Source organism: Pseudomonas reidholzensis (assembly GCF_900536025.1).
GTDB classification, from domain to species: Bacteria; Pseudomonadota; Gammaproteobacteria; order Pseudomonadales; family Pseudomonadaceae; genus Aquipseudomonas; species Aquipseudomonas reidholzensis.
In genome coordinates, this window is sequence record NZ_UNOZ01000002.1 from 45,403 (window position 1) to 69,987 (window position 24,585).

General features: G+C 64.4%; 24 protein-coding genes. 9 read left to right on the top strand and 15 right to left on the bottom strand.

Annotated features, from left to right (window positions below):
• Positions 1-48: 48 nt before the first annotated feature.
• The gene (znuA, locus tag CCOS865_RS00305; RefSeq protein WP_119137005.1) at positions 49-1,023 is read right to left on the bottom strand and encodes a zinc ABC transporter substrate-binding protein ZnuA; all 975 of its coding nucleotides are present in this window, start codon (positions 1,021-1,023) and stop codon (positions 49-51) included.
• An 18-nt stretch (positions 1,024-1,041) separates the two neighbouring features.
• Between znuA and zur the strand changes: the two genes are divergently transcribed.
• From zur to CCOS865_RS00325, 4 genes are all read left to right on the top strand, one after another.
• Positions 1,042-1,527 (top strand): zinc uptake transcriptional repressor Zur, encoded by a 486-nt coding sequence (gene zur, locus CCOS865_RS00310; protein ID WP_119137006.1) that lies wholly within the window; start codon positions 1,042-1,044, stop codon positions 1,525-1,527.
• Positions 1,524-2,297: a zinc ABC transporter ATP-binding protein ZnuC gene (znuC, locus tag CCOS865_RS00315; protein WP_119137007.1), complete on the top strand. Its 774-nt coding sequence runs from the start codon at positions 1,524-1,526 to the stop codon at positions 2,295-2,297. The genes zur and znuC overlap by 4 nt, the downstream gene beginning before the upstream one ends.
• Entirely contained in the window at positions 2,290-3,072 is a 783-nt protein-coding gene (znuB, locus tag CCOS865_RS00320; RefSeq protein WP_119137008.1) for a zinc ABC transporter permease subunit ZnuB, read from the top strand. Before znuC ends, znuB begins: the two co-directional genes overlap by 8 nt.
• Before the next feature lie 126 nt (positions 3,073-3,198).
• Positions 3,199-3,906 carry a PA5502 family lipoprotein gene (locus tag CCOS865_RS00325; protein WP_119137009.1) on the top strand — a complete coding sequence of 236 codons (708 nt, stop codon included), beginning with the start codon at positions 3,199-3,201 and terminating at the stop codon, positions 3,904-3,906.
• A 32-nt stretch (positions 3,907-3,938) separates the two neighbouring features.
• Here CCOS865_RS00325 and katE read toward each other — a convergent pair whose 3' ends face one another.
• Complete coding sequence (gene katE, locus CCOS865_RS00330) at positions 3,939-6,083, bottom strand: catalase HPII (RefSeq protein ID WP_119137010.1); 2,145 nt, start codon at positions 6,081-6,083, stop codon at positions 3,939-3,941.
• Between the two features lie 223 nt (positions 6,084-6,306).
• Here katE and CCOS865_RS00335 point away from each other — a divergent pair, with 223 nt between their 5' ends.
• The 3 genes from CCOS865_RS00335 (at position 6,307) to CCOS865_RS00345 (ending at position 8,820) form a co-directional block, all read left to right on the top strand.
• Positions 6,307-7,314 carry a methionine ABC transporter ATP-binding protein gene (locus tag CCOS865_RS00335; RefSeq protein WP_119137011.1) on the top strand — a complete coding sequence of 336 codons (1,008 nt, stop codon included), beginning with the start codon at positions 6,307-6,309 and terminating at the stop codon, positions 7,312-7,314.
• The gene (locus CCOS865_RS00340) at positions 7,314-7,985 is read left to right on the top strand and encodes a methionine ABC transporter permease (RefSeq protein WP_119137012.1); all 672 of its coding nucleotides are present in this window, start codon (positions 7,314-7,316) and stop codon (positions 7,983-7,985) included. Before CCOS865_RS00335 ends, CCOS865_RS00340 begins: the two co-directional genes overlap by 1 nt.
• Positions 7,986-8,049: 64 nt before the next feature.
• Positions 8,050-8,820, top strand: a complete 771-nt coding sequence (locus tag CCOS865_RS00345; protein ID WP_119137013.1) for a MetQ/NlpA family ABC transporter substrate-binding protein — start codon at positions 8,050-8,052, stop codon at positions 8,818-8,820.
• A 117-nt stretch (positions 8,821-8,937) separates the two neighbouring features.
• Here CCOS865_RS00345 and CCOS865_RS00350 read toward each other — a convergent pair whose 3' ends face one another.
• Genes CCOS865_RS00350 through CCOS865_RS00370 form a run of 5 tightly spaced genes read right to left on the bottom strand, consistent with a single transcriptional unit; the run spans position 8,938 to position 12,822 of the window.
• Positions 8,938-9,570 (bottom strand): SCO family protein, encoded by a 633-nt coding sequence (locus CCOS865_RS00350; protein ID WP_119137014.1) that lies wholly within the window; start codon positions 9,568-9,570, stop codon positions 8,938-8,940.
• On the bottom strand, positions 9,567-10,466 hold the full coding sequence (cyoE, locus tag CCOS865_RS00355) for a heme o synthase (protein ID WP_119137015.1): 900 nt from the start codon (positions 10,464-10,466) through the stop codon (positions 9,567-9,569). The genes CCOS865_RS00350 and cyoE overlap by 4 nt, the downstream gene beginning before the upstream one ends.
• Positions 10,451-11,518, bottom strand: a complete 1,068-nt coding sequence (locus CCOS865_RS00360) for a COX15/CtaA family protein (RefSeq protein WP_119137016.1) — start codon at positions 11,516-11,518, stop codon at positions 10,451-10,453. The genes cyoE and CCOS865_RS00360 overlap by 16 nt, the downstream gene beginning before the upstream one ends.
• 10 nt (positions 11,519-11,528) lie before the next feature.
• Positions 11,529-12,113: a hypothetical protein gene (locus CCOS865_RS00365; RefSeq protein WP_119137017.1), complete on the bottom strand. Its 585-nt coding sequence runs from the start codon at positions 12,111-12,113 to the stop codon at positions 11,529-11,531.
• Positions 12,079-12,822, bottom strand: coding sequence for an SURF1 family protein (locus tag CCOS865_RS00370; RefSeq protein ID WP_119137018.1), 744 nt, complete (start codon positions 12,820-12,822; stop codon positions 12,079-12,081). The genes CCOS865_RS00365 and CCOS865_RS00370 overlap by 35 nt, the downstream gene beginning before the upstream one ends.
• Positions 12,823-12,885: 63 nt before the next feature.
• Here CCOS865_RS00370 and CCOS865_RS00375 point away from each other — a divergent pair, with 63 nt between their 5' ends.
• Positions 12,886-13,089, top strand: coding sequence for a twin transmembrane helix small protein (locus CCOS865_RS00375; RefSeq protein ID WP_119137019.1), 204 nt, complete (start codon positions 12,886-12,888; stop codon positions 13,087-13,089).
• A gap of 120 nt (positions 13,090-13,209) precedes the next feature.
• Here the strand turns inward: CCOS865_RS00375 and CCOS865_RS00380 are convergent, their stop codons facing one another.
• From CCOS865_RS00380 to coxB, 4 genes are read right to left on the bottom strand one after another with little or no spacing between them, the layout of a single operon-like run.
• Positions 13,210-14,097 (bottom strand): cytochrome c oxidase subunit 3, encoded by an 888-nt coding sequence (locus tag CCOS865_RS00380; RefSeq protein ID WP_119137020.1) that lies wholly within the window; start codon positions 14,095-14,097, stop codon positions 13,210-13,212.
• A 16-nt stretch (positions 14,098-14,113) separates the two neighbouring features.
• Positions 14,114-14,680, bottom strand: coding sequence for a cytochrome c oxidase assembly protein (locus tag CCOS865_RS00385; RefSeq protein WP_119137021.1), 567 nt, complete (start codon positions 14,678-14,680; stop codon positions 14,114-14,116).
• Positions 14,681-14,690: 10 nt separating this feature from the next.
• On the bottom strand, positions 14,691-16,283 hold the full coding sequence (gene ctaD, locus CCOS865_RS00390) for a cytochrome c oxidase subunit I (RefSeq protein WP_119137022.1): 1,593 nt from the start codon (positions 16,281-16,283) through the stop codon (positions 14,691-14,693).
• Between the two features lie 43 nt (positions 16,284-16,326).
• Complete coding sequence (coxB, locus tag CCOS865_RS00395) at positions 16,327-17,454, bottom strand: cytochrome c oxidase subunit II (RefSeq protein WP_119137023.1); 1,128 nt, start codon at positions 17,452-17,454, stop codon at positions 16,327-16,329.
• 387 nt (positions 17,455-17,841) lie between these two features.
• Between coxB and CCOS865_RS00400 the strand changes: the two genes are divergently transcribed.
• Complete coding sequence (locus CCOS865_RS00400; protein WP_119137024.1) at positions 17,842-18,483, top strand: hypothetical protein; 642 nt, start codon at positions 17,842-17,844, stop codon at positions 18,481-18,483.
• A 97-nt stretch (positions 18,484-18,580) separates the two neighbouring features.
• On the opposite strand, the gene CCOS865_RS00405 is transcribed toward CCOS865_RS00400, so the two are convergent.
• The 4 genes from CCOS865_RS00405 to CCOS865_RS00420 all read right to left on the bottom strand — a co-directional run bounded on the left by CCOS865_RS00405 (position 18,581) and on the right by CCOS865_RS00420 (position 24,559).
• Positions 18,581-20,113 (bottom strand): SulP family inorganic anion transporter, encoded by a 1,533-nt coding sequence (locus CCOS865_RS00405; protein ID WP_119137025.1) that lies wholly within the window; start codon positions 20,111-20,113, stop codon positions 18,581-18,583.
• 192 nt (positions 20,114-20,305) lie between these two features.
• The gene (locus tag CCOS865_RS00410) at positions 20,306-21,025 is read right to left on the bottom strand and encodes a carbonic anhydrase (RefSeq protein WP_119137026.1); all 720 of its coding nucleotides are present in this window, start codon (positions 21,023-21,025) and stop codon (positions 20,306-20,308) included.
• A gap of 368 nt (positions 21,026-21,393) precedes the next feature.
• Complete coding sequence (locus CCOS865_RS00415) at positions 21,394-22,452, bottom strand: PA0069 family radical SAM protein (protein ID WP_119137027.1); 1,059 nt, start codon at positions 22,450-22,452, stop codon at positions 21,394-21,396.
• 70 nt (positions 22,453-22,522) lie between these two features.
• A complete protein-coding gene (locus CCOS865_RS00420) occupies positions 22,523-24,559 on the bottom strand; it encodes a M3 family metallopeptidase (protein WP_119137028.1) in 2,037 nt (678 codons plus the stop codon).
• Positions 24,560-24,585: the final 26 nt, after the last annotated feature.

Below are 24,585 nucleotides of genomic sequence, written 5' to 3' on the forward strand. Positions count from 1 at the left end.
TCACCTGAACCTCTTCGCGGGCAACCCCGCGAAGAGGTCGGTTCAGCCCTAGAGGTGCTCCAGGCACCCCACCAGGTCGCTGCCCAGCTTCTCCAGCAAGCGCTCATAGCCCTTGCCATCCACCGGATCGGTCCCGCCCAGCGCATCCAGCTCGGCCAAACGCACCGGCAGCCCGGCCGTCAGCGTCTCGGCCAGGCGCGGGCGCAGCGGCGGCTCGCTGAACACACAGGTCTTGCCCACTTCCTGCAGGCGCTTGCGCATGGCGGCGACATGTTGCGCCCCCGGCTGCACCTCTGAAGCAACGCTGAACACCCCGGTATGCTTCAGGCCGTAGGCCGCCTCGAAGTAGTCGAACGCCTCATGGAAGACGAAGTACGGCTTGTCGGCGACCGCCGCCACGCGCGTCTTGATGCGCTGATCGAGCGCGTCCAACCGGCCGACGAAGGCCTTGAGGTTGCTCTGGTAACGCGCCGCATTGGCCGGATCGACCTTGGCCAGGTCTGCGGCCATCTGCGTTGCAATCACCCGGGCATTGACCGACGACAGCCACAGGTGCGCATCCAGGCTGCCTGGGCGGTGATCATGGTCATGCTCGTCATGATCGGCGTGATCGTCATGCTCGGCTTCTTCATGCGAACGGCTGTCCTCGCCAAAGTGACGCAGCTGCAGGCCTGCCAGCGACTGCACGGCCACGCTGGGCTTGCTGCGCGTGTTGAGCACCCGCGGCAGGAAGTTCTCCATGTCCGGGCCGATCCAGTACAACAGGTCGGCGTCGCCCACCCGCCGTACGTCGGAAGGGCGCAGGGCATAGTGATGCGGCGAGGCGCCGGGCGGCAGCAGCACGTCAGGGCTGCCGACACCGTCCTGGACCGCCGCGGCAATCTGCTGCAACGGCTTGATACTGGTCAGCACGCGGACCTCGGCCTGGGCCGAGAAGGCGATGAAAGCGACAAAAAGGACAAGGAAACGGGGCACGGTGAATACTCGACTTGTCAGAAACAGGTAACATAATAACGTCTCCATTCAGAACCGTCGCCGCCCATGTCCATCACGCCGCTGGCTCACCGTCCCCATGACCACTCCCATTGCGTGCACAGCGCCCTGGCCGAAGCCGATGCCATCTGCATCCGCCAGGGCCTGCGCCTGACCGCCTTGCGCCGCCGGGTGCTGGAGCTGGTCTGGCAGAGCCACAAGCCGCTGGGCGCCTACGACATCCTCGCCGTACTGAGCGAGCAGGACGGCCGCCGCGCGGCGCCACCGACCGTGTACCGGGCGCTGGACTTCCTCCTGGAAAACGGCCTGGTGCACCGCATCGCCTCGCTCAACTCGTTTATCGGCTGCAGCCACCCGGAGCATGCGCACCAGGGCCAGTTCCTGATCTGCCGCGTGTGCCACGTGGCCATCGAGCTGGAGCAGGAGAGCATCAGCGGGGCGATCGTCGCCAGCGCCAAGGCAGTCGGTTTCAGCGTCGAGACACAGACCGTCGAAGTGGTCGGGCTGTGCGGCAACTGCCGGAGCGCGGCATGAGCGATGCGCTGATCCGCCTCGAACAGGTCGGGGTCACGTTTGCCGGCGAGGCGGTGCTGGACAACATCGACCTGGCCGTCGCACCGGGCCAGATCGTCACCCTGATCGGCCCCAACGGGGCCGGCAAGACCACCCTGGTGCGCGCCGTACTCGGCCTGCTCAAGCCGCACCGAGGCAAGGTCTGGCGCAAGCCCAAGCTGCGCATCGGCTATATGCCGCAGAAGATTCAGGTCGATGCCACGCTGCCGCTGTCGGTACTCCGATTTCTGCGCCTGGTGCCCGGCGTAGACCGCGCCGCAGCGCTCTCAGCGCTGCAGGAAGTGGGTGCCGAACAGGTCATCGACAGCCCCATCCAGACGGTGTCCGGTGGCGAGATGCAGCGTGTGCTGCTGGCTCGCGCGCTGCTCCGTGAACCCCAGTTGCTGGTGCTCGACGAGCCGGTACAGGGCGTCGACGTGGTCGGCCAGAGCGAGCTGTACAACCTCATTACCCGCCTGCGCGACCGCCACGGCTGCGGCGTGCTGATGGTGTCGCACGACCTGCACCTGGTGATGAGCACCACCGACCAGGTGGTCTGCCTGAACCGCCACGTGTGCTGCTCGGGCCATCCGGAGCAGGTCAGCGGCGACCCGGCATTCGTCGAGCTGTTCGGCCAGAACGCCGCCAGCCTGGCCGTCTATCACCACCACCACGACCACAGCCACGACCTGCACGGCTCAGTCGTCGCGCCTGGCGCCCATGTTCACGGAGAGCACTGCAAGCATGGCTGATTTTCTTCTGTATGCCCTGCTTGCGGGTCTGTCCCTGGCGCTGGTGGCCGGCCCCCTGGGCTCGTTCGTGGTGTGGCGGCGGATGGCCTATTTCGGCGATACGCTGTCGCACGCCGCATTGCTCGGCGTGGCCCTGGGCTTCGTCCTGGATGTCAGCCCGGCGCTGGCGGTAACGGTCGGCTGCCTGCTGCTGGCGATCCTCCTGGTGACCCTGCAGCAACGCCAGCCGCTGGCCTCCGACACCCTGCTCGGCATCCTCGCACCCAGCACCCTGTCGCTGGGCCTGGTGGTGCTGAGCTTCATGCACGATGTGCGCATCGACCTGATGGCCTACCTGTTCGGCGACCTGCTGGCGATCAGCCCGGGTGACCTGGGCTGGATCCTCGGCGGCAGCGCGCTGGTGCTGGTGTTGCTCGCCGCCCTGTGGCGGCCGCTGCTGGCGGTCACCGTGCACGAAGAGCTGGCGATGGTCGAAGGCCTGCCGGTGGCGGCACTGCGCATGGCGCTGATGCTGTTGATCGCCGTGGTGATCGCCGTGGCGATGAAGATCGTCGGTGTGCTGCTGATCACCTCGCTGCTGATCATTCCGGCAGCCGCGGCGCAGCGTCACGCCCGCTCACCGGAGCAGATGGCCCTGGGCGCCAGCCTGCTGGGGGTTGTGGCGGTGTGCGGCGGGTTGGCGCTGTCGTGGTTCAAGGACACCCCGGCCGGGCCGTCGATCGTGGTCTGCGCGGCGGTGCTATTCTTGCTGAGCCTGGCCCTGCCAAAGCGCTGAACAGGGGGTGCGCCCTGGCGCATCCTGCAACCTTTTCGCCGGTAAAAGGTCTGTAAGTGTTGTTTTCGAGCGTGCGCACCTGGGTGTAGACTTGCTCGCTTTTTGCGCAAATAGAGAGTCGCAGGAATGAAGCCGTTCGCCTCCCGTTATCTGCTTGTTGTCGCGTTTTCGTTGTTCCTGGCCGCTTGTTCCAGCGCCCCGGTCGAGCAGTCGACCGCGCCTGCCCAGCACGACCCGTGGGCTGAGCTGCAGCAGACCATCGCTAGCAACGAATTGGCCACCGCTGAAGATCAATTGACCGCCTTGCAGGCGCAGACGCCGGATGAGCCGCGGGTAGAGCAGTTCCAGCGCCAGCTGGCCGAAGCCTACCTGCTGCGCAGCCAGATCGTCCTACAGAAGGGCGATGTGAATGCTGCCGCCACCGCCCTGGCACGGGCCCGGGCATTGATGCCGCAGGCCCCGGCGCTGACCGGGGGTGATGCCGTGGCATTGGCCCGTAAGGCCGAGCTGGAGCGGGCCGAGGCGGCGCTGAAAGCGGCCGAGGCCAAGCCCAGGGCTCGGCTGATCGACCCGACTGCGCCGAGCACCGTGGTGGCGTTGAAAACCACCGACAGCCGTGCACTGCGCCGTCAGCTCGATGACATTGCCGCCGATGTGCTGAGTTATCAGTGCGAGGTGGTGTTCCAGGTGCCGCGCACCGACGATGCGCCGTGGCTGAAGACCTTGCTCGAGAAGCGCGTGCGCAAGCTCGACAGTGGCTTCGAGTTGAAGCAGCGGCATGAAATTCAGCGTTCGCTGCCGGCGCAGGTGGTGCTGGTACCGCATCAGGGTTGAGAGTGTTGGGGCCGCTTTGCGGCCCCAAAATCTCAAGCTGGAATAGCTTCGGCAGCGGCTTCCCGCTCCCAGACCCGATGCCCCTCGATAGCCTTGATGAAGGCATCGACCACTTTCTGGTCATCCCCTACAAGCAACCCCTTGTCCTCCTTCAACCCCAGCGTATCCAGCAGCGCCTTGCCATCCTTCGCCACCGCAATCGCCTTGAGGTGCTTGTAGCCCTCGAGCAGGTAATGCTTGGCCACCCCATTGGCGCCCAGCGCCTGCAACGAAGCCTTGCCGGCCGGCACGACAATCGCGTCGACCATCACCGAGGGCATGCCCTCCATCGAAGCATCCACCGCCAACGCTTTGCCGTCCGCGGTCTTCACCGGCGCCGAACTCGGCCCCAGCAGCAGCGGCCGGGCGCTCTGCGCTTCCAGCGCCTTGACCAGCCTGTCGACATCCCCCCCATCAACCCCATCGGCCACCAGCAGGGCAATCTTGCGGCCCTTGATGCCGACACTGCCTGGCAGGTTCATCTGGCTCAACGCCGGCGATTTCGCCAGGCTTGAGCCCTTGACCTGCACCGTGCCCTTCTTCGGCGCCGGCAGGCCGAGGTTGGCCGCCACCGCCGCCGCCAGCTGCAGGTCGATATTGGCGAGGATCTCGTTCACCTCACGCACCCGGATGTGCTCGCGCTCGACCTTGCCCAGCTCGAAGCTGTAGGCCTTGATGATGTGCTGCTGCTCGTTCGCGCTCATGCTCTGGAAGAACAGCCGCGCCTGCGAGAAGTGATCGCCGAACGACTCGCTGCGCTGGCGGATCTTGTTCGCGTCGATGCGCTCCTGATAGCTCTCGAAACCGCCATCTTGCGCCGCTGGCGGGGTCTCCTGCGGCCAGCCGCCATCGATGCTGTTGGGCTCGTAGGCCGCACGGCCCTTGTCGATGGTCATGCGGTGCATGGCATCACGCTGGCCATTGTGGTTGGGCGCCACCGGCCGGTTGATCGGGATTTCATGGAAGTTCGGCCCGCCCAGGCGGCTGATCTGCGTGTCGGTGTAGGAGAACAGCCGGCCTTGCAGCAGCGGGTCGTTGGTAAAGTCGATGCCCGGCACGATGTGCCCCGGGCAGAAGGCGACCTGCTCGACCTCGGCAAAGAAATTGTCCGGGTTGCGGTTGAGCACCATCTTGCCCAGCGGCGTCACCGGCACCAGCTCTTCAGGGATGATCTTGGTCGGGTCGAGCAGGTCGAAGTCGAATTTGTGCTCGTCCTCTTCAGGGACGATCTGCACACCCAGCTCCCATTCCGGGTAGTTGCCCGTCTCGATCGCCTCCGACAGGTCACGGCGGTGGTAATCCGCGTCCTTGCCGGCCAGCTTCTGCGCCTCGTCCCACAGCACCGAGTGCACGCCCTGGCTGGGCTTCCAGTGGAACTTGACGAAGCTGGCCACGCCTTCGGCGTTGATCAGGCGGAAGGTGTGCACGCCAAAGCCTTCCATCATCCGCAAGCTGCGCGGGATGGCCCGGTCGGACATGGCCCAGATGACCATGTGCGCCGACTCCGGTACCAGCGAGACGAAGTCCCAGAAGGTGTCATGCGCCGAGCCGCCGGTGGGGATCTCGTTGTGCGGCTCGGGCTTCACCGCGTGGACGAAGTCGGGAAACTTGATCGCATCCTGGATGAAGAACACCGGCATGTTGTTGCCGACCAGGTCGAAGTTGCCCTCGTCGGTGTAGAACTTCACGGCAAAGCCGCGCACATCGCGCACGGTGTCGCCGGAACCGCGTGGCCCCTGCACCGTGGAAAAGCGCACGAACACCGGCGTGATCTTTTCCGGATCGCGCAGGAAGCCGGCCTTGGTCAGCGCGGCGTGGTCGCCATAACTCTGGAAATAGCCATGGGCACCGGTGCCGCGGGCATGCACGATGCGTTCGGGAATGCGCTCATGGTCAAAATGCGTGATCTTCTCGCGCATGATGAAGTCTTCCAGCAGCGAGGGCCCGCGCGGCCCGGCTTTGAGGGAATTCTGGTTGTCGGCTATCTTCACCCCGTGATTGGTACGCAGGGCCTCGCCGGTCGCATCGGCGCGAAAGGTTTCCAGGCTCTGCAGCTTGGCGTTGGTGTTGGCCTTGTCGGGGGTCTGGGTACCGGCCATTTGGCTTTCTCGGGGCGCGTCGGTCTTCTTGCTGGGCATCTTCGGCTCTCCTCATCAGGTCTTCAGGCCGCCCTTGGGGGCTTGTTCTAGTAGTGACTGAAGGCGGATGACAGGCGTTCAATAAGCTTTACCGACCGTCGCGTTATGCCCAAACGTTGAGTCCGTTACGAAATAAATGCTAAGAACAGCTAAGGGAAAAGGCTAAAATGCGCCTCCGGCTAACCGCTGCCCCAATTTTCATGCGCCCCACAAGGTTCGCTACGTGATCGAGTTTCAACAGGTACATAAAACCTACCGCGTCGCCGGTAGGGACATCCCCGCCCTCAACCCGACCAGCCTGACCATTGAAAATGGCCAGGTGTTCGGCCTGATCGGCCATTCCGGCGCTGGCAAAAGCACCTTGCTGCGCCTGATCAACCGCCTTGAAGCGCCCAGCGGCGGCACGATCATCGTCGATGGCGAAGACGTCACCGCGTTCGACGCCAACCAGCTTCGCGGCTTCCGCCAGCAGGTCGGGATGATCTTCCAGCACTTCAACCTGCTGGCCTCCAAGACCGTTGCCGACAACGTTGCCCTGCCATTGACCCTGGCCGGCAACCTGTCGCGGGCCGAGATCGACAAGCGCGTGACCGAGCTGCTGGCCCGCGTCGGCCTCTCGGACCACGCCAGGAAGTACCCGGCGCAGCTCTCCGGCGGCCAGAAGCAGCGCGTCGGCATTGCCCGCGCGCTGTCCACCCGGCCGAAGATCCTGCTCTGCGACGAGGCCACCAGCGCCCTCGACCCGCAGACCACCGCCTCGGTGCTGCAACTGCTGGCCGAGATCAACCGCGAGCTGAAGCTGACCATCGTCCTCATCACCCATGAGATGGACGTGATCCGCCGCGTCTGTGACCGCGTGGCGGTGATGGATGCCGGCCATATCGTCGAGCAAGGCCCGGTGGCCGAGGTGTTCCTGCACCCGCAGCACCCGACCACCAAGCGTTTCGTCCAGGAAGACGAGCAGGTCGACGAAGGCGAGCAGCGTGACGACTTTGCCCACGTGCCGGGGCGCATCGTGCGCCTGACCTTCCAGGGCGAGGCCACCTATGCGCCGCTGCTGGGCACCGTGGCCCGCGAGACCGGTGTCGACTACAGCATCCTTGCCGGGCGTATCGACCGCATCAAGGACGTGCCCTATGGGCAGCTGACCCTGGCCGTCACTGGCGGCGACATGGAAGCGGCGTTCGCGCGCTTCACGGCAGCTGATGTACATATGGAGGTACTGCGTTGATGGACGCCCTGAATTTCTTCGCCAACGTCGACTGGGCCGAAATCTGGCTGGCCACCATCGACACCATGATCATGCTGTTCGGCTCGCTGTTCTTCACCGTGCTGCTCGGCCTGCCGCTGGGCGTGCTGCTGTTCCTCTGCGGGCCGCGGCAGATGTTCGAGCAGAAGGGCGTGTACGCGCTGCTGTCGCTGGTGGTGAACATCCTGCGCTCGCTGCCGTTCATCATCCTGCTGATCGTCATGATCCCGTTCACCGTGCTGATCACCGGCACCTCGCTGGGCGTGGCCGGGGCCATCCCGCCACTGGTCGTCGGCGCTACGCCGTTCTTCGCCCGCCTGGTGGAGACCGCCCTGCGTGAAGTCGACCGCGGCATCATCGAAGCGACCCAGTCGATGGGCGCCACGACCCGCCAGATCATCACCAATGCACTGCTGCCCGAGGCGCGCCCGGGCATCTTCGCAGCCATTACCGTCACTGCCATTACCCTGGTGTCGTACACCGCGATGGCCGGTGTGGTCGGCGCCGGCGGCCTCGGCGACCTGGCGATCCGCTTCGGTTATCAGCGCTTCCAGACCGATGTGATGGTGGTCACGGTGGTCCTGCTGCTGATCCTGGTTCAAGTTCTGCAAAGCGTCGGCGACAAACTGGTCGTGCACTTTTCCCGTAAGTAACCCCAATGGGGTCGGCCAAGCCGACCCGTTCGGGGGCCGTCGCGGCCCTCACAAGGAGTGTTTGATGAAAAAACTGCTTGCTGTCGTCGCCGCCGTCGCGGCCTTTTCGGCCAACGCCGACACCCTGACCGTCGCCGCCACCCCCGTGCCGCACGCCGAGATCCTCGAGTTCGTGAAGCCGCAGCTGGCCAAACAAGGCGTCGACCTCAAGGTCAAGGTCTTCACCGACTACATCCAGCCCAACGTGCAGGTTGCCGAGAAGCGCCTGGATGCCAACTTCTTCCAGCACCAGCCGTACCTGGATGAGTTCAACAAGGCCAAGGGCACCAGCCTGGTCAGCGTTGCCGGCGTGCACCTGGAGCCGCTGGGCGCCTATTCGAGCAAGTACAAGAAGCTCGACGAGCTGCCGGCCGGCGCCACCGTGGTGATCCCTAACGATGCCACCAACGGCGGCCGCGCGCTGCTCCTGCTGGACAAGGCTGGGGTGATCACGCTGAAGGACAAGAGCAACATCCTGTCCACCGTGAAAGACATCACCGGCAACAGCAAGAACCTGAAATTCCGTGAGCTGGAAGCCGCGACCATTCCGCGTGTGCTGACCCAGGTCGATGCGGCGCTGATCAACACCAACTATGCGCTGGAAGCCAAGCTGAACCCTGAGAAGGATGCCCTGGTGATCGAAGGCAGCGACTCGCCTTACGTCAACATCCTGGTCTCGCGTGAAGACAACAAGGCTTCGGCTGACATGCAGAAGCTGGCGGCGGCGCTGCACTCGCCTGAAGTCAAAGCGTTCATCACCGAGAAGTACAAAGGCGCGGTGATTCCGGCGTTTTAAGCTGTAGACCATCGCTGTGCTTTTCGCGGGCAAGCCCGCTCCTACAGAATTTGTGCAGGCCTAGAGCGCTGCAGGATCCTGTAGGAGCGGGCTTGCCCGCGATGCTTTGCGCTCAACTCAATCGCGCTTTACCAGCCCCGGCAGCTGCGCCAGCAGTTTCTGGTTGTTGAACGGCGCGCGAATGAACCCGCGCTGGCGCCCGTCCGGCCCGACAATGGCCAGGTTGCCACTGTGATCGACGGTATACCCCGGCTTGCTGGTATCGGCCGGGATGAACGGAATGCTCAAGGCATTCGCGAGCTTCTGGGTATCCTCGATCGACCCCGCCAAACCGACGAAATCCTTGTCGAAGTAACCCAGGTACTGCTTCAGCTGAGTCGCCGTGTCGCGGTGCGGGTCAACGCTGACCAGTACCACTTGCAGGCGATCGAGTGCCTCCTTGGGCAGCTCGCTCTTGACCTGGCGCAACTGCGCCAACGTGGTCGGGCAGATGTCCGGGCAGTAGGTGTAGCCAAAGAACAGCAGCGACCATTTGCCCTTGAGCTCATCGAGCGCCACCGCCTGGCCATTCTGGTCGTGCATCTGCACCGCCGGCACGCTGCGGCTTTGCGGCAGCAGGATGATCCCGGCGTCGATCAGTTCGGCGGGGTTGGCCTCGCCGCGGCCATTGAGCACCTTGTTGACGGTCAGGCCGAGGATCAACGCGACCACGGCGACGAGGATGAAGACGGTTTTCTGGGTTCGGGTCATAGATTCAGCAACAAGTAGTGATCAACAAGCAGCGCGATGAACAGGGCGAACAGGTACCCGATGGAGTACTTGAAGGTCTTGATCGCCGCGTGCGGCCGGCTGCCACGGTACAACACCCAGGCCCAGCGGACAAAACCCAGGCCCAACAGCAGGGCACAGCCCAGGTACAGCGGGCCGCTCATGTGGATGGCATAGGGCAGCAGGCTGGCCGCCAGCAGCACCAGGGTGTAGAGCAGGATATGCAGCTTGGTGTAATGCTCGCCGTGGGTCACGGGCAGCATGGGGATCTTGGCCTTGGCGTACTCCTCCTTGCGGTGGATGGCCAGCGCCCAGAAGTGCGGCGGGGTCCAGGCAAAGATGATCAGCACCAGCAACAAGGGCTCGGCGCTGACGTGGCCGGTGACCGCCACCCAGCCGAGCAGCGGCGGCGCGGCGCCGGCCAGGCCGCCGATGACGATGTTCTGCGGCGTGGCGCGCTTGAGAAAGCCGGTGTAGATCACCGCATAGCCGAGCAGCGAGGCCAGGGTCAGCCAGGCGCACAGCGGGTTGGTGAATGTCAGCAGCAAGAGCATGCCAAGCAACGCCAGGGCCAAGGCGAACCCCAGCGCCAGCAGCGGCGAAATCCGCCCTTCGGCCAACGGCCGCTTGTGGGTGCGGGCCATCACGGCGTCGATGCGCCGGTCGACCACATGATTGACCGCCGCCGCCGCGCCCGCGCACAAGCCGATCCCCAGGTTGCCAAACACCAGCACCGTCCAGGGCACGCCGGCTCGCGTAGCGAGGAACATCCCCACCAGCGAGGTGATCAGCATCAGCACCACCACCTTGGGCTTGGTCAGCTCCAGGTAGTCACGCCAGCCGGCCTGTTGCCGGCCTTCACTCAGAACCGTCGCCACGCATCACTCCTCATCGGCACATGGGCACCGGCCACCCGGGTGAGGCGCCAGCCATGCCCTACGCGCACCTTGTCGACCACCCTGATGCGGTAGTTGACCAGCATCATGCTCAACAGCAACAGCGCGCCGCCGGCGTTGTGCGCCACCGCCACGGCCAGCGGCAGGTGGAACACCACGTTGCTGATGCCCAGGCCCACCTGTACCGCCAAGGCCAGCAGCACCAGCCGGGCCAGGCCTTTGAGGCCGTTGCGGTAGAGCTTCCAGCTGAGCATCAGCAGCACACTGGTCACCAGCAAGGCGCCCAGCCGGTGGCTGAGGTGAATGGCCGTGCGCGCATCGCTGTCCAGCTGCCCGCCCAGGTAGTTCGGGCCGACGTGCTGGGTCAGGTGGAAACCATTGCTGAAGTCCGCCGCCGGCCACCATTCGCCGTGGCAGGTCGGCAGGTCGATACAGGCGACCGCCGCATAGTTGGCACTGACCCAACCGCCCAGGGCGATCTGGCCGATCACCACCAGCAAGGCCAGCGCAGCCACCCGGCGCACGCTCAGCGGCAGTTTTGGCAGCGGCGCAAACGCCCGGGACAGACGCAGCGATAACAGGAACAGGAGCGCCAGCGTGGTGAACCCGCCCAGCAGGTGAGCCGTGACCACCTGCGGCCACAATTTGAGCGTCACTGTCCACATGCCGAAGGCCGCCTGCGCCAGCACCACGCCCAGCAGCAGCACCGGCAGGCGGTAGGGTTGGCCGTCCCGGGCATGGCGGCGTACGGCCTGCCAGGCGAGCACGGCAATCAGCAACGCCAGGCTCCCGGCAAAGTAGCGGTGGACCATCTCAGCCCAGCCCTTGGCAGCCTCCACCGGGTGCTCGGGGAAGTTCAGCTCGGCGTGCGCCAGCTGCGCGTCGCTTTTCGGCACACCGATAAAGCCATAGCAGCCGGGCCAGTCCGGGCAGCCGAGGCCGGCATGGGTCAGGCGGGTATAGGCACCGAGCAGGACGACCACAAGCGCCAGCAAGGTCGCGAACACAGCGAGGCGGTAGCCGGGTCTGGCCATGGCGTGGCTCCTATCCGATGTTGGACAGCTTGAGCAGGTGGCGCAGGTCGTCGAGCACATGCTTGCCCTTGACCTTGGCGTCGTAGCGCAGCACCAGGTTGCCGTGCGGGTCGACGATCCACAGCTGCGGGCCAGGCTCGCTGACCGTCTGCTGGTAGCGCGGCAAGTCCAGCGGGTAACGCTGCAACTGGGGGTATTCACGGCCAAGCACGGCCTGGTAGTCGCCGGTCAGCGGCTGGGCGCTGGCCAGCGCATGGCTGGCGCGGCTGGCGTCGCGGCCCAGGCCAATCTGGATCTGTCGCGCCAGATAGACCAGCTGCTGGCAGTCCTCGGCACAGCCCGCGGGCGCGCTGACCAGCAGCTGCCAACGCTGATCCTGGGCGGTGATGCCGAGGTCGCCGCGGCTCTGCCCGTTGCCGATCATCACCCCGTGAAAGCTGCGGCCCTCCGGGACCCAGAACTGCATCTTGTACATGCTGGTGGCCAGGATCATCGGGCCGACGGTCACCAGGAGGATCAGCAACAGCTGCAAACGCCCGCGGGCTCTCGCTTTGCGGCCTTCAGGCAGGTCCAGTGGACGGGTGGCGGCGCTCATGGTCGTGCTCCTTTTTGGTGTTGTGCCAGCCGAAGTACAGGTACAGCAGCACCAGCGCCGCCGTCAGGGCAAACCACTGCACGGCATAGCCAAGGTGTTTTTCCGGGCCCATGGCGACCACTGGCCAGGCCAGGCGGTAGCTGGCCGGCCCGGGCTCCAGGCGCAGTTCATGGGCAAAGCCGATGCGGCCCAGCTGCTGCCACAGCGGGCCGGCATCGACGGCGGTCAGCAGGTGCGGCCACTGCCCGCCCGCCGGGTCGGGGTGCAGCTGGAAGGTGCTGCCTGGCGCGACGTACACCGAGGCTTCAAGCGCCAGTGGCTGTGCGGGGGTGTCGAAGTGCACCGGCACACGCCGGTCCGGCCAGGGCAGCCAGCCGCGGTTGACCAGCAGCCACAGGCCGCTGGCCTGGTCGAGGAACGGCTGCAGCAGCTCGACGCCGACCTGGCCATCGCGCACGCGGTTGTCCAGCAGCAGGCTGTGTTCGCCGTCGAAGCGGCCATACAGGTGCACGCGATAGAACGCCGGGTCGGCCAGTGGCTGCAGCTGGGGCACGGCCAGCGGCGGCTCGATCCAGCGCTCGGCGTAGCGGTCGAGCAGCGCGCGCTTTTCATCGGCGCGGTGCAGTTGCCAACAGCCGAGCGCGATCAGCCCCGGCAGCAGCGCGAGCACCACCAGGGTAGGAATCAGGCCGGGGCGAAAGGGCTTCACCGGGGCTCCGTCAGGTCGAGCGCTATACTCAAGGTCATCACTGTGTTCCCCCGGAGTGCCGCCATGCTCAAGGCCGCGATTGTCCTGTTGCTGTTGGCCACCATCGCCAGCCTGTTCAGTGGCCTGGTGTTTCTGGTGAAGGATGACCAGAGCTCGACCCGCTTGCTCAAGGCGCTCACCGTGCGGGTGACCTTGGCGGCCTTGACACTCGCCCTGGTCACCTGGGGCCTGATGAGCGGCCAACTGGTGTCCCACGCCCCCTTCTGAAATCACCTCAGGCCCTGTGGGAGCGGGTTTACCCGCGAACAAGGGCGAAGCCCTTGCCATCTGTCCGCGGTGTTCTTTTCGCGGGTAAACCCGCTCCCACAGGGTTATGCAGCGTTCCTGCTACAGCACGTAGACAAAGATAAACAGCCCCACCCACACCACATCGACGAAGTGCCAATACCAGCTGGCCGCTTCGAAACCGAAGTGCTTGTCGGCATTGAAGTGCCCGCGCAACACGCGGCAGAACATCACGATCAGAATGATCGTGCCCAGCGTCACATGCGCCCCGTGAAAGCCCGTCAGCATGAAGAACGTCGCGCCATAGATACCCGAGCCCAGGGTCAGCCCCAGGTCGTTGTAGGCCTCGTGGTACTCGTAGGCCTGCAACGCCAGGAACGCCAGCCCGAGCAGGATGGTCAGCCCCAGCCACAGCTTCAGTGGCCCACGGTGGCCCTTGCGCAAGGCATGGTGGGCAATGGTCACGGTGACGCTGGAGCTGACCAGCAAGATCGTGTTGATCAGCGGCAGGTGCCACGGGTCGATGACGTCCTTGGGCGGCGGGAACAGCTTCGGGTCCGGCGTGTGCAGCAGCGGCCAGGCGAACTCGAAGCTCGGCCAGAGCATGTGCGCGACGCCCTTGGCGCCGTCGCCCCCGAGCCAGGGCCCGGCCAGCACGCGCACATAGAACAGCGCGCCAAAGAAGGCCAGGAAGAACATCACCTCGGAGAAGATGAACCAGCTCATGCCCCAGCGGAACGAGCGGTCCATCTGTGGGCTGTAGAGCCCGGCCTTGCTCTCCTTGATCACCGCACCAAACCAGCCGAACAGCATGTAGGCCAGGCACAAGGCGCCAACGAAGAAGATCAGCGGTCCGTGGGAATCCGGGTGGCCGGCCTTCAGATCATTGAACCAGGTCCCCAGGCCGAACACGGTGATGAACATGCCGACCGTGGCGATGATCGGCCATTTGCTCTGCGCCGGGACGTAGTAGTGATCGTGCTGTGCCATTGCTGTTCTCCTTCCCTCAGCGGGCGCGCTGCACACCCTCGGTCGCAACCTGCGCGACCGGTGGGTGGCGAGCGGTGATGTCGAACAAGGTGTAGGCCAAGGTCAGGTGCCTGACGCTGCCCGGCAGGTCGCGGTCGACGATGAAGCGCACCGGCATTTCGATGCGTTCACCGGGTTGCAGGACCTGCTGGGTAAAGCAGAAACACTCGGTCTTGTGGAAATACGCAGCCGCCTCGGCCGGGGTGATACTGGGGATGGCCTGGGCGCTCATGGGTTTGTCGGTCGGGTTGTGGGCCACGAAGACCATCTGGTTGACCGCGCCCGGATTGACCTCGATCTGGTCGGCGGTGGAATAGAAGTCCCAGACCATGTCGCTGGCATTGGTCGACATGAACTGCACGCGCACCGTGCGCGTCGGGTCGCTGACCTGGCTGCCTTCGTACTGCCCGCCGGTCTTGCCATTGATGCCGAAGGCTCTGCACATCACGTCGTAGATCGGCACCAGGGCAAAGCCGAAGGCGAACATCACCACCGTCAGCAACAGCAGGCGGCGCACCAGGCGTTTGAGCGGAAGGCCGTTCATCGATGCGCTCCTACTTCACTTCCGGCGGGGTCTGGAAGGTGTGATACGGCGCCGGCGAAGGCACCGACCACTCCAGCCCTTCGGCACCGTCCCACGGTTTGGCCGGTGCCGGCACACCACCGCGGATGGTCTTGATGACGATGAAAAGGAAGAAGATCTGCGTCGCGCCGAACATGAACGCGCCGATCGACGAGACCATGTTGAAGTCGGCGAACTGCAGGTTGTAGTCGGGGATCCGTCGCGGCATGCCGGCCAGGCCGACGAAGTGCATGGGGAAGAAGGCCAGGTTCATGCCGACGAACGACAGCCAAAAGTGCAGCTTGCCGAGGGTTTCGTCGTACATGTGGCCGGTCCATTTCGGCAGCCAGTAGTAGGCCGAGGCGAAGATGCCGAAGATCGCCCCGGGCACCAGCACGTAGTGGAAGTGCGCCACCACGAAGTAGGTGTCGTGGTACTGGAAGTCCGCCGGGGCGATCGCCAGCATCAGCCCGGAGAAGCCGCCAATGGTGAACAGGATGACGAAGGCGATGGCGAACAGCATCGGCGTCTCGAAGGTCAGCGCGCCTTCCCACATGGTGCTGACCCAGTTGAACACCTTCACCCCGGTAGGCACCGCGATCAGCATGGTCGCGTACATGAAGAACAGCTCGCCGACCACCGGGATGCCGACCACGAACATGTGGTGCGCCCAGACGATGAACGACAGGAAGGCGATCGCGCCGGTGGCGTAGACCATCGAGGTGTAGCCGAACAGCGGCTTGCGCGAGAACGCCGGGATGATCGAGCTGACCGCGCCGAACGCCGGCAGGATCATGATGTACACCTCGGGGTGGCCGAAGAACCAGAACACATGCTGGAACAACACCGGGTCACCCCCGCCGGCAGCGCTGAAGAAGCTGGTGCCGAAATGGATATCCATCAGCATCATCGTCACCACGCCGGCCAGCACCGGCATCACCGCAATCAGCAGGAAGGCGGTGATCAGCCAGGTCCAGACGAACAGCGGCATCTTCATCAAGGTCATGCCGGGCGCCCGCAGGTTGAGGATGGTGGCGATCACGTTGATCGCGCCCATGATCGAGCTGATGCCCATCAGGTGGATGGCAAAGATGAAGAAGGTCACGCTGGCCGGGGCGTAGGTGGTCGACAGCGGCGCGTAGAAGGTCCAGCCGAAGTTCGGCCCGCCGCCGGGGCTGAACAAGGTCGAGACCAGCAGCAGGAAGGCCGCCGGCAACAGCCAGAAGCTGAAGTTGTTCATCCGCGGCAGGGCCATGTCCGGGGCGCCGATCATCAGCGGGATCATCCAGTTGGCCAGGCCGACGAACGCCGGCATCACCGCGCCGAAGACCATGATCAGGCCGTGCATGGTGGTCATCTGGTTGAAGAACGCCGGCTCGACGATCTGCAGGCCGGGCTGGAACAGTTCGGCGCGGATGACCATGGCGAACGAGCCGCCGAGCAGGAACATGATGAAGCTGAACCACAGGTACATCGTGCCGATGTCCTTGTGGTTGGTGGTCAGCACCCAGCGCATCAGGCCCTTGGCCGGGCCGTGGGCGTGGTCATCGCCGTGGCTGTGGTCATCGTCGATCACTGCACTCATGTCCTGTCTCCTGCAATCCACTGGCTGCGGCGGGGATGGCGGTTCATTTGGCTTCTGCCTGCTTGAGCGCCAGCACATCCTTCGGCGTGACCATGTCGCCCTTGTTGTTGCCCCAGGCGTTGCGCTCGTAGGTCACCACGGCGGCGATGTCGACTTCCGAAAGCTGCTTGCCGAACGCGGCCATGGCGGTGCCGGGCTTGCCGTGAAAGACGATGCCCAGGTGCGCTTCGATGGGCCCGGTGGCGATCTTCGAGCCCTTGAGCGCCGGGAACATCGGCGGCAGGCCCTGGCCCTCGGCCTGGTGACAGGCGACGCAGGTGGTGTGGTAGACCTTGTCACCCCGTGCCACCAGCTCTTCGAGGGTCCATTCCTTGCTGGTCAGTTCCTTGAGCTGGGCGGCCTCGGCCTTGCGCTCGGCCAGCCAGGTGTCGTAGTCGGCCCTGGATTTGACCTCGACCACCACCGGCATGAAGCCGTGGTCCTTGCCGCACAGTTCGGTGCACTGGCCGCGGTAGATGCCGGGCTTCTCGATGCGCGTCCAGGCCTCGTTGACGAAGCCGGGGATGGCGTCACGCTTGACCGCAAAGGCCGGCACCCACCAGGAGTGGATGACGTCGGCGGCGGTCACCAAAAAGCGCACCTTGGCGCCGACCGGGATCACCAGCGGCTGGTCGACCTCGAGCAGGTAGTGTTCGTCCTTGGGCGCCTGGTTGTGGATCTGCTCGGCGGGAGTGGCCAGGTTGCTGAAGAATTCGACGTCCTGGCCCAGGTACTTGTAGTGCCATTTCCACTGGTAGCCGGTGACCTGGATGTCGATGTCCGACTCGCTGGCGTCATAGATGTCGATCAGGGTCTTGGTGGCCGGGATGGCCATGACCACGAGGATCAGCAAGGGGACCACGGTCCAGAGGATTTCCACCCAGGTGTGTTCGTGGAAGTGCGCCGGCTGCTGGCCGGTGGAGCGGCGGTGGATGACCATCGACCAGAACATCGCGCCAAACACCACGACGCCGATGACCACGCAGATCCAGAAGATGGTCATGTGCAGGTCGAACACTGCGTGGGAGACTTCCGTAGCCCCCGGCGCCATGTTGACGGTCCATGCGCCGTGCGCCTGACCGAAAACCGACCACAACAGAAGGCCCATCCAGACATGTGGATGTCGCATCATTGCGGGTTCCCCTTATCGTTCTTGTAGTCCCGGAGGCATAGACCTTGGGCAAGGGGGGGCGGCGGTCAAGACAGCCTACTTCGACGACCGAGCTCCTCTGCAAACTGCAGGCGGGCCTCATCAACGAATCACGTTCAACCCGAGTATAGACAGCGACCAATGGCGCGCAATGCAGCCTTTGAAATGATCCTCACGAATCCGCAAAAACGCTTGAAAGCCGCATGGCTACTGGCTTATGGCACAATGATGGCTATGTTATATAGCGAAGTGCGCACACGTTTGCGCGACTTATAACAAATACGTCTTAGGTATTCCGTATACCGAGCTAACTTAGAGTCTTCCGTAAAAGCTGTCTTCCATTTGTCATCCCTTGTCCCTGGAGTTGTCATGAACATCGCTGCTGTACGCGAGCAGATCAAAGAAGCCCATCAACATGAGAGCCGGACCGGCCAACTGAAACAACGACTGGAGGCACAACTGCCTCACCTGCATCCCTCGATCCAACTCCCCGAGCAGGATGCCCAGGGCACGCTGGCGCGCTTTGTCGGCGCCTACATCGACGAGGTTCCGGAACTGCTCGAAGCAGCCCATGAGGTCGCCCTCGAAGCGGGTATCGAGTCGCAGATCAAACCGGTATTGAAGATCGCCGAGGCGTACTTCCTGCAGCCGCCGAGCGAGCTGCAAGGGCATGTCGGCCTGGATTGCCTGCTGGACGAGGCGTACCTGGCGCACCGCCTGGTGGAAGAGGTGAACGACCTGTACATCAAGCACTTCGGTCAGCCGCTGATCCCGGCGGATACCACCGTGGCCAACCTGATTGCCCATCAACTGATCGGCGAGAGTTTCGCCAACCAGCTGGATGAGGTAGTGCACCATTCGGTGGACGAGATGCTCGACGACGCCAGCTTTGCGCTGGAGTCGGTGGAGGCCTATCGGGCCAAGCTGAGCAGCCCCGAGACCGGCGAGGCGTGGAAACGCTGGCCGTGCCTGTCGCGCCAGCTGGGTGTCGAGCTCGGCCAGCCGGCCTGAGCACCGACAGGGACGCCATCGCGGGCAAGCCCGCTCCTACAGGAGATTGAGTCCTTGTAGGCGCGGGCTTGCCCGCGATGGCGTCAGCATGGCCAGCTCAAATCCCGACGCCGGCGGTAGTCCGAATCTGCCCCTCGATCCTGCGCTTCAAGCGTCGCTGCTCGATCCGCAACCTCACGCCATTCGCCGCATTGCTCCTGCCCCAATCTTCCAGCAACTCCAGGCACGAGTGATCGATGTAGCTGAGGTTGCCCAGCGGCACGTGCAAGGTCGTCCCGGCCGGCACCCCATCGAGCACCTGGGTCAACGCCGGCACCTTGAGAAAGGTCGCTGCACCGCTCAAACGCAGCTCCATGTGCCCCGGCTTGGCCAACGTCACCAGGTTGATCTTCAGCCGCGCCGCTTTCAACGCCAACTTCAGCAAGGTCAGGGCAAAGCCCAGCAGCACGCCCGTGAGCAGGTCGGTGAAGACGATCGCCAGCGCCGTTGCCGCGTACGTGAACATCGGCATCCGGCCATACCGGCCGAGCCCGCGGAAGGCCTTGAGATCGACCAGCTTGACCCCGGTAAACACCAGCACACCGGCCAGGCTCGCCACCGGAATCTGCTGCAGCACGCTGCTCAGCACCACCACGAAGGCCAGCAGCCAGACCCCATGCAGGATCGCTGATGCGCGGGTCTGGGCCCCGGCCTGGACGTTGGCCGAACTGCGCACGATCACCCCGGTCATCGGCAACGCGCCGAGCACGCCGCAGAGCATGTTGCCGATCCCTTGCGCCGACAGCTCCTTGTCGAAGTCCGAACGCTGACCGCTGTGCATGCGGTCGACCGCCGCCGCCGACAGCAGGGTTTCTGCGCTGGCAATGAACGCCAGGGCAAAGGCCGCCACCAAGAGGGTCGGATCGGCCAGCTGGAGCAGATCATCGGGCCGCAGCCAGTCGATCGCCTCGGACAGATCCGCCGGCACCACCACCCGATTGACCGGCAGCGCCAGCCACATGCTGATCACCGTCATTGTCGCCACCCCCAGCAGCGCACCCGGGACGAAGCGCAGGCGCTGTGGCCGCCAGCGTTCCCACGCCCACATCATGGCGATGGTGCCCAGGCCGAGCGCACCGGCCTGCCAGCCGCTGCCGGCGCTCTCCAGTGGCATGGCCGCGGCCAGGGTCCCCGGGAACTCCAGCAGGTTCTGCAAGCCGGACGGCTGTGGCGCGGTGTCGAACATCACATGCACCTGCGACAATACGATCAGCACACCGATGCCGGCGAGCATGCCGTACACCACCGCCGGCGCCGTGACCCGAAACCAGCAGCCCAGGCGAAAGCGCCCGGCCAGCAGCTGGAGCAGACCGGCCAGCAGCAGGATCGGCCCGAGCATGGCCATGCCATGCTGGCGCACCAGCTCGAACACCAGCACCGCCAAGCCCGCGGCGGGGCCGCTGACCTGCAGCGGCGAACCGGCGATGAAGCCGACCACGATGCCGCCAATGATGCCGGTGATCAGCCCCTTGGCGGGCGGCATGCCCGAGGCGATCGCGATGCCCATGCACAACGGCAGGGCCACCAGGAAGACCACTACCGACGCCAGCAACTCACGCGGCAGGGCCGCTTTGATCTGTGTCTTGTTCACCCTATTTCTCCTTTCTCTGTCGCACGGCCAATCCGCTGGCCGTGGGCACGTTGGGCCCTGACGAACGCGCAGGCGCGGGCCGCCAGCAGGCATGCCGGCAAGGCAGTCAGGGAAATTCAAGGCAGCCGAAGGCCGCACCGCGCCCCTGGGGGGTGCGGTCGGCTATTCAAGGTCTCGGGGTGTCAGGGTCGCTTAGTAGCGGCCTCTCGGGGTAGCGCAGGGCACCGGCTCACCGGCAGTCAACGGCATGAAGCGGTCGCCGGCGGCGTCGTAGGCTTCGATCTGGCTGGTCTCGATGTCGTAGATCCAACCGTGGATGTGCAGCTGGCCCGCGGCCAGGCGCGAGGCCACCGACGGGTGGGTGCGCAGGTGGTGCAGCTGAGCGATGACGTTTTCCTTGGTCACCACTTGCATGGTCTCGTGCTCGCTGCCGCAAGAGCAGTTGTCTTCGACCACGGTCCGCGCCACTTCGGCATGGCGCAGCCAGGCGGAAACGGTCGGCATCCTGTCCAGCGACTGCGGGTTGAGCACCGCACGCATGGCACCGCAGTCGGAGTGACCACAAATGATGATGTGGTGCACGCCCAGGGCCAGCACCGCGTACTCGATGGCGCTGGAAACACCGCCGTTCATCTGGCCGTACGGCGGTACGACGTTACCGACGTTACGGGTGACGAACAGATCGCCTGGCGAGCTCTGGGTGATGAGTTCGGGGACGATACGTGAGTCGGCGCAGGTGATGAACATGGCGCGCGGCTTCTGCGCGGTGGCCAGCTTCTTGAACAGTTCCTGCTGCTCGGGGAACACTTCGGTGTGGAACCGCAGGAAGCCGTCGACGATATGCTTCATGGCAGCATCGGCGCTTTCGGCAGGTGCAGCCGGGACGGCCTTGGAAGGGTCCTTGATGGGCATGATTCATCCTCTAGACGGTGTGTGGGTACGTTCCATGTTACCGGGGAAAGATTATGGCTATGCGAGGATTTAGATGACACGCACAGGTAATTAATCACAGTCGGTGTGGACTGATTTCCTACGCTACAAGGGGAAACTTAACTGAAACTTAATTTGAAGGCTCTAGAACGGGCGTTCCGGCTTCATAAGGCGGGAATTGGATAATAACAAAAAAACATCAGCCGCCAACTCCCATTAGTAAAAATATTATGCAGTATTAGTTGTACTTGTTATTCCGGCGGCGCCCTTTTCGCGGGTAAACCCGCTCCTACAGATCCCTGTGGGAGCGGGTTTACCCGCGAAAAGGCCGGCATTGTCGGTACAGGTCGCTAGAACAACGCCATCTGCGCGCCAGGTGGGCAAAACGCCGAACAATCCAGCGCCTGTGCCTCCCGCCCCTCGAACGCCAGCCGGCGCATCGCCCGGGCGAAACGCTGCGCGAGCAAATCGGCGAACACCCCCTCGCCACGCATCCGTGAACCAAACCGGCTGTCATACAGCTCGCCGCCACGGCTCTGGCGAATCAGGCTGAGCACATGCGCCGCGCGCTGCGGGTAATGGTCCTGCAGCCATTGCTCGAACAACGGCGCCACCTCCAGCGGCAAGCGCAGCATCATGTAGGCCGCACTTTGCGCGCCCGCCGCCTTGGCCGCCTCGAGCAGATGCTCCAGCTCACTGTCATTGATCATCGGGATCATCGGCGAACACAACACCCCCACCGGCACGCCAGCCTCGCGCAACACGCGGATCGCCCGCAAGCGTGCCTTGGGCGCTGCCGCGCGGGGCTCGAGCACCCGTTTGAGCTCATCATCGAGGGTGGTCAGGCTGATCATCACCCGCACCAGGCGCTGGCTGGCCAGCTCGGCCAGCAGGTCGAGGTCGCGCAGCACCAGCGAGCCCTTGGTGACGATGGTCACCGGGTGGCGGTAGCGCAGCAGCACCTCCAGCAAGCGCCGGGTCAGCTGCTGCTCGCGTTCGATGGGCTGGTACGGGTCGGTGTTGGAGCCGAGGTTGATCGGCGCACAGACATACCCGGGCTTGCTCAGCTGCTGCTCGAGCACATCGGCGGCGTTGCTCTTGGCGATCAGCTTGGTTTCGAAATCCAGCCCAGGGGACAAGTCCCAGTAGGCATGGCTGGGCCGGGCATAGCAGTAGATGCAGCCGTGCTCGCAGCCACGGTAGGGGTTGATCGAGCGGTCGAAGGGCAGGTCGGGCGAGGTATTGCGGGTAATGATGGTCTTGGCGGTCTCGATGCGGACCTCGGTGCCCTGGGTCGTCGGCACTTCCTGGTACCAGCCATCGTCCTCGACCACCGAGCGGCTCGGGGCGAAGCGGTTGTCTGGGTTGTGCGAAGTCCCACGCCCCCGAACGGGTGCTGGAGTGTACATGGCAGCGCCTCGAATACTGTTTTTATATACAGTATACGAGGCGAACCCATTGCTCCAGCACCGTTCAGCGCTATGGCCCTGCGCCGTCCAGGCCATTGCGCCGCTGGTAGGCGGCCAGGCTGAGCGGGCGACCCATGAAGTCAGCGAAGTTTTGCGCAAGCGTGCGCGACACCCCACTGGCAATGAAACGCTCCCTGAAGGCCCGCCCCGTCAGGCCGTTACGCAAGCCTTCCTGTTCGAACCGGGTAAACAGGTCGACCGCATGGGCGTCCGACCACAGATAGGCATAGAAGGTCGCATCGTAGCCACTGACCAAGTGCAGGAAGGCATGCACCGGTCGCTCGAAATCCGCCAGCGGGCGAGCCTGCACCTGGCGATGGCTGTGCGCAGCACGCGCCTGCAGGGTGCGGCCATCCTGCACGTTGCGGTGCAGGTCGAGGTCGAACAATGCCCGGCTCAGCCCTTCCGCGATTTCGCCGACGGCATCTCCACGCAGCCGCTGGAGCACCGCCTGCAGCGCCGACGCCGGCAATTTGCCGCCGGTGCGGTAGTCCGCGGAGATCTCTGCAAGAAACTCCGCAGACCACACCCAACGCTCCAGCAATTTGCTGGTCACCTCGTTGCCCACCCGGCCCAACCGGCGGGTGTCTGACAGCAGGTGGTTGTTGGTACGTACCAACAGGTGATGCAGGGCGTGGCCGAACTCGTGGAACAACTTGCGCAGGGCCAGGTGGTCGAGCAGGGGAGGTGCGCCATCCACGCCTTGTGGGGTATCACTGAAGACCATGGCGATCGGCCCGTGATAAACGCCTTCAGCATCGATACGCCGGTTGCACACGAAGGTGGTGTAGATGCTGCTGTCTTCCTTGCTGTCGCGCGCCACGGCATCCACGTACAGGTGGCCGAGGGTCGCGTGATCTTCGCTCACCTCGAAGGTCAGCACGCTGGGGTGCCAGGCCTGCACCGAGGTCACGGGGCTCAGCGTGACCCCGAACAGCTGCTGGGTCAGTGCAACCAATGCGCCCATCACCCGATCGAGCGGGAAAAACGCACGTACCGTGTCTTCATCCAGCGCCGGTACCTCGCCTTGCAGCAACTGCCGCAGGAAGGCGACATCCCAAGGCTCGATCTGCTCCAGGCCTTGCGCCTTCGCCAGCCCTTGCAATTGTTGCCACTGGGCGTCCATCAGCGGCGTCACCTTGGCCTGCAGGTCGGCCAGAAACGCCTCTACCCCCTGACCGCTTTGCAGGTGATTTTCTGCCAGCTTGAGCGCTACCGAGTCTGCATAACCGAGCAATTTTGCACGTTCGTGCCGAGCCTCTGCCAGGCCCTGGAGAACCTCGCCATTGTCCAGTTGCGGATCAGCGTCTGCGCCGCGGCCGTGGTAGCCACGGTAGACCTGCTCACGCAGTGCACGGTCCTTCGCGTATTTGAGGACGGCCTTGCAAGGCACCTCCTGACACGCGATCAACCAGCCCTGCAGGCCCGCCCGTTGCGCCTGTGCGGCCATCAGCGCGCGGTCCAGCGCAGGCACACCGAGCAAGCGCTGGGGGTCGTCGAGATGAACACCGCGCTGGCTGACCGAGTACTGCAGATTCGCCTTGAACTCGCCCTCCAGCCGATCGATGGTCTGTTCGAGTTGCGCCAGCCGTTGTCGGGTGGGGTCATCCAGCAGCACACCGGCCAAGCGGTATTCGCTCAAGCGCTTTTGCAGGGTCAGTTGCTTGTCCTGGGCCAGATTGCGGCCGAGGTCGCTGTCGGCCAGACGCTGATAGAGCGCGTACAGCTGCGGGTTTCGCTGTTTGCGCTTGAACCAGCCATCGACGTGGTCAAGCAGGCGAGCGACTTCGGCAAGCCACTCCGGCCCTCTGCCGTAGAGCGGCAGCATGGCATAGGCGGCGCTTTGCAGGCGGGCCTCCAGTTGCTCGACGGCGAGCACCAGGTCATCCCAGGTGGGCGCACGTTGCTGTCGCTTGATGATCTGCTCGAGCACAGCGTCGTCGGCGCTTTCGAGGGTCTGATCGACGGCCGCTTGCAAGTGCTCGAGCGTGATGAGGTCGTAGGCGATCAAGCTGTCGCCGCGTAACAGGGGATTGGTATCGGGCATGGGGGCATCCTCGGGCCTGTGGGAAA

Bases quoted from the DNA above. Each gene is read 5' to 3' on its own strand.
- CCOS865_RS00350 (WP_119137014.1), bottom strand. From the start codon at position 9,570: ATGACCCGAACCCAGAAAACCGTCTTCATCCTCGTCGCCGTGGTCGCG.
- coxB (WP_119137023.1), bottom strand. From the start codon at position 17,454: ATGATGCGACATCCACATGTCTGGATGGGCCTTCTGTTGTGGTCGGTT.
- CCOS865_RS00325 (WP_119137009.1), top strand. From the start codon at position 3,199: ATGAAGCCGTTCGCCTCCCGTTATCTGCTTGTTGTCGCGTTTTCGTTG.
- znuB (WP_119137008.1), top strand. From the start codon at position 2,290: ATGGCTGATTTTCTTCTGTATGCCCTGCTTGCGGGTCTGTCCCTGGCG.
- CCOS865_RS00415 (WP_119137027.1), bottom strand. From the start codon at position 22,452: ATGTACACTCCAGCACCCGTTCGGGGGCGTGGGACTTCGCACAACCCA.
- ctaD (WP_119137022.1), bottom strand. From the start codon at position 16,283: ATGAGTGCAGTGATCGACGATGACCACAGCCACGGCGATGACCACGCC.
- CCOS865_RS00375 (WP_119137019.1), top strand. From the start codon at position 12,886: ATGCTCAAGGCCGCGATTGTCCTGTTGCTGTTGGCCACCATCGCCAGC.
- CCOS865_RS00360 (WP_119137016.1), bottom strand. From the start codon at position 11,518: ATGGCCAGACCCGGCTACCGCCTCGCTGTGTTCGCGACCTTGCTGGCG.
- CCOS865_RS00345 (WP_119137013.1), top strand. From the start codon at position 8,050: ATGAAAAAACTGCTTGCTGTCGTCGCCGCCGTCGCGGCCTTTTCGGCC.
- CCOS865_RS00385 (WP_119137021.1), bottom strand. From the start codon at position 14,680: ATGAACGGCCTTCCGCTCAAACGCCTGGTGCGCCGCCTGCTGTTGCTG.
- CCOS865_RS00420 (WP_119137028.1), bottom strand. From the start codon at position 24,559: ATGCCCGATACCAATCCCCTGTTACGCGGCGACAGCTTGATCGCCTAC.
- CCOS865_RS00365 (WP_119137017.1), bottom strand. From the start codon at position 12,113: ATGAGCGCCGCCACCCGTCCACTGGACCTGCCTGAAGGCCGCAAAGCG.
- znuC (WP_119137007.1), top strand. From the start codon at position 1,524: ATGAGCGATGCGCTGATCCGCCTCGAACAGGTCGGGGTCACGTTTGCC.
- znuA (WP_119137005.1), bottom strand. From the start codon at position 1,023: ATGGAGACGTTATTATGTTACCTGTTTCTGACAAGTCGAGTATTCACC.
- CCOS865_RS00410 (WP_119137026.1), bottom strand. From the start codon at position 21,025: ATGCCCATCAAGGACCCTTCCAAGGCCGTCCCGGCTGCACCTGCCGAA.
- CCOS865_RS00340 (WP_119137012.1), top strand. From the start codon at position 7,314: ATGGACGCCCTGAATTTCTTCGCCAACGTCGACTGGGCCGAAATCTGG.
- CCOS865_RS00380 (WP_119137020.1), bottom strand. From the start codon at position 14,097: ATGGCACAGCACGATCACTACTACGTCCCGGCGCAGAGCAAATGGCCG.
- CCOS865_RS00400 (WP_119137024.1), top strand. From the start codon at position 17,842: ATGAACATCGCTGCTGTACGCGAGCAGATCAAAGAAGCCCATCAACAT.
- katE (WP_119137010.1), bottom strand. From the start codon at position 6,083: ATGCCCAGCAAGAAGACCGACGCGCCCCGAGAAAGCCAAATGGCCGGT.
- zur (WP_119137006.1), top strand. From the start codon at position 1,042: ATGTCCATCACGCCGCTGGCTCACCGTCCCCATGACCACTCCCATTGC.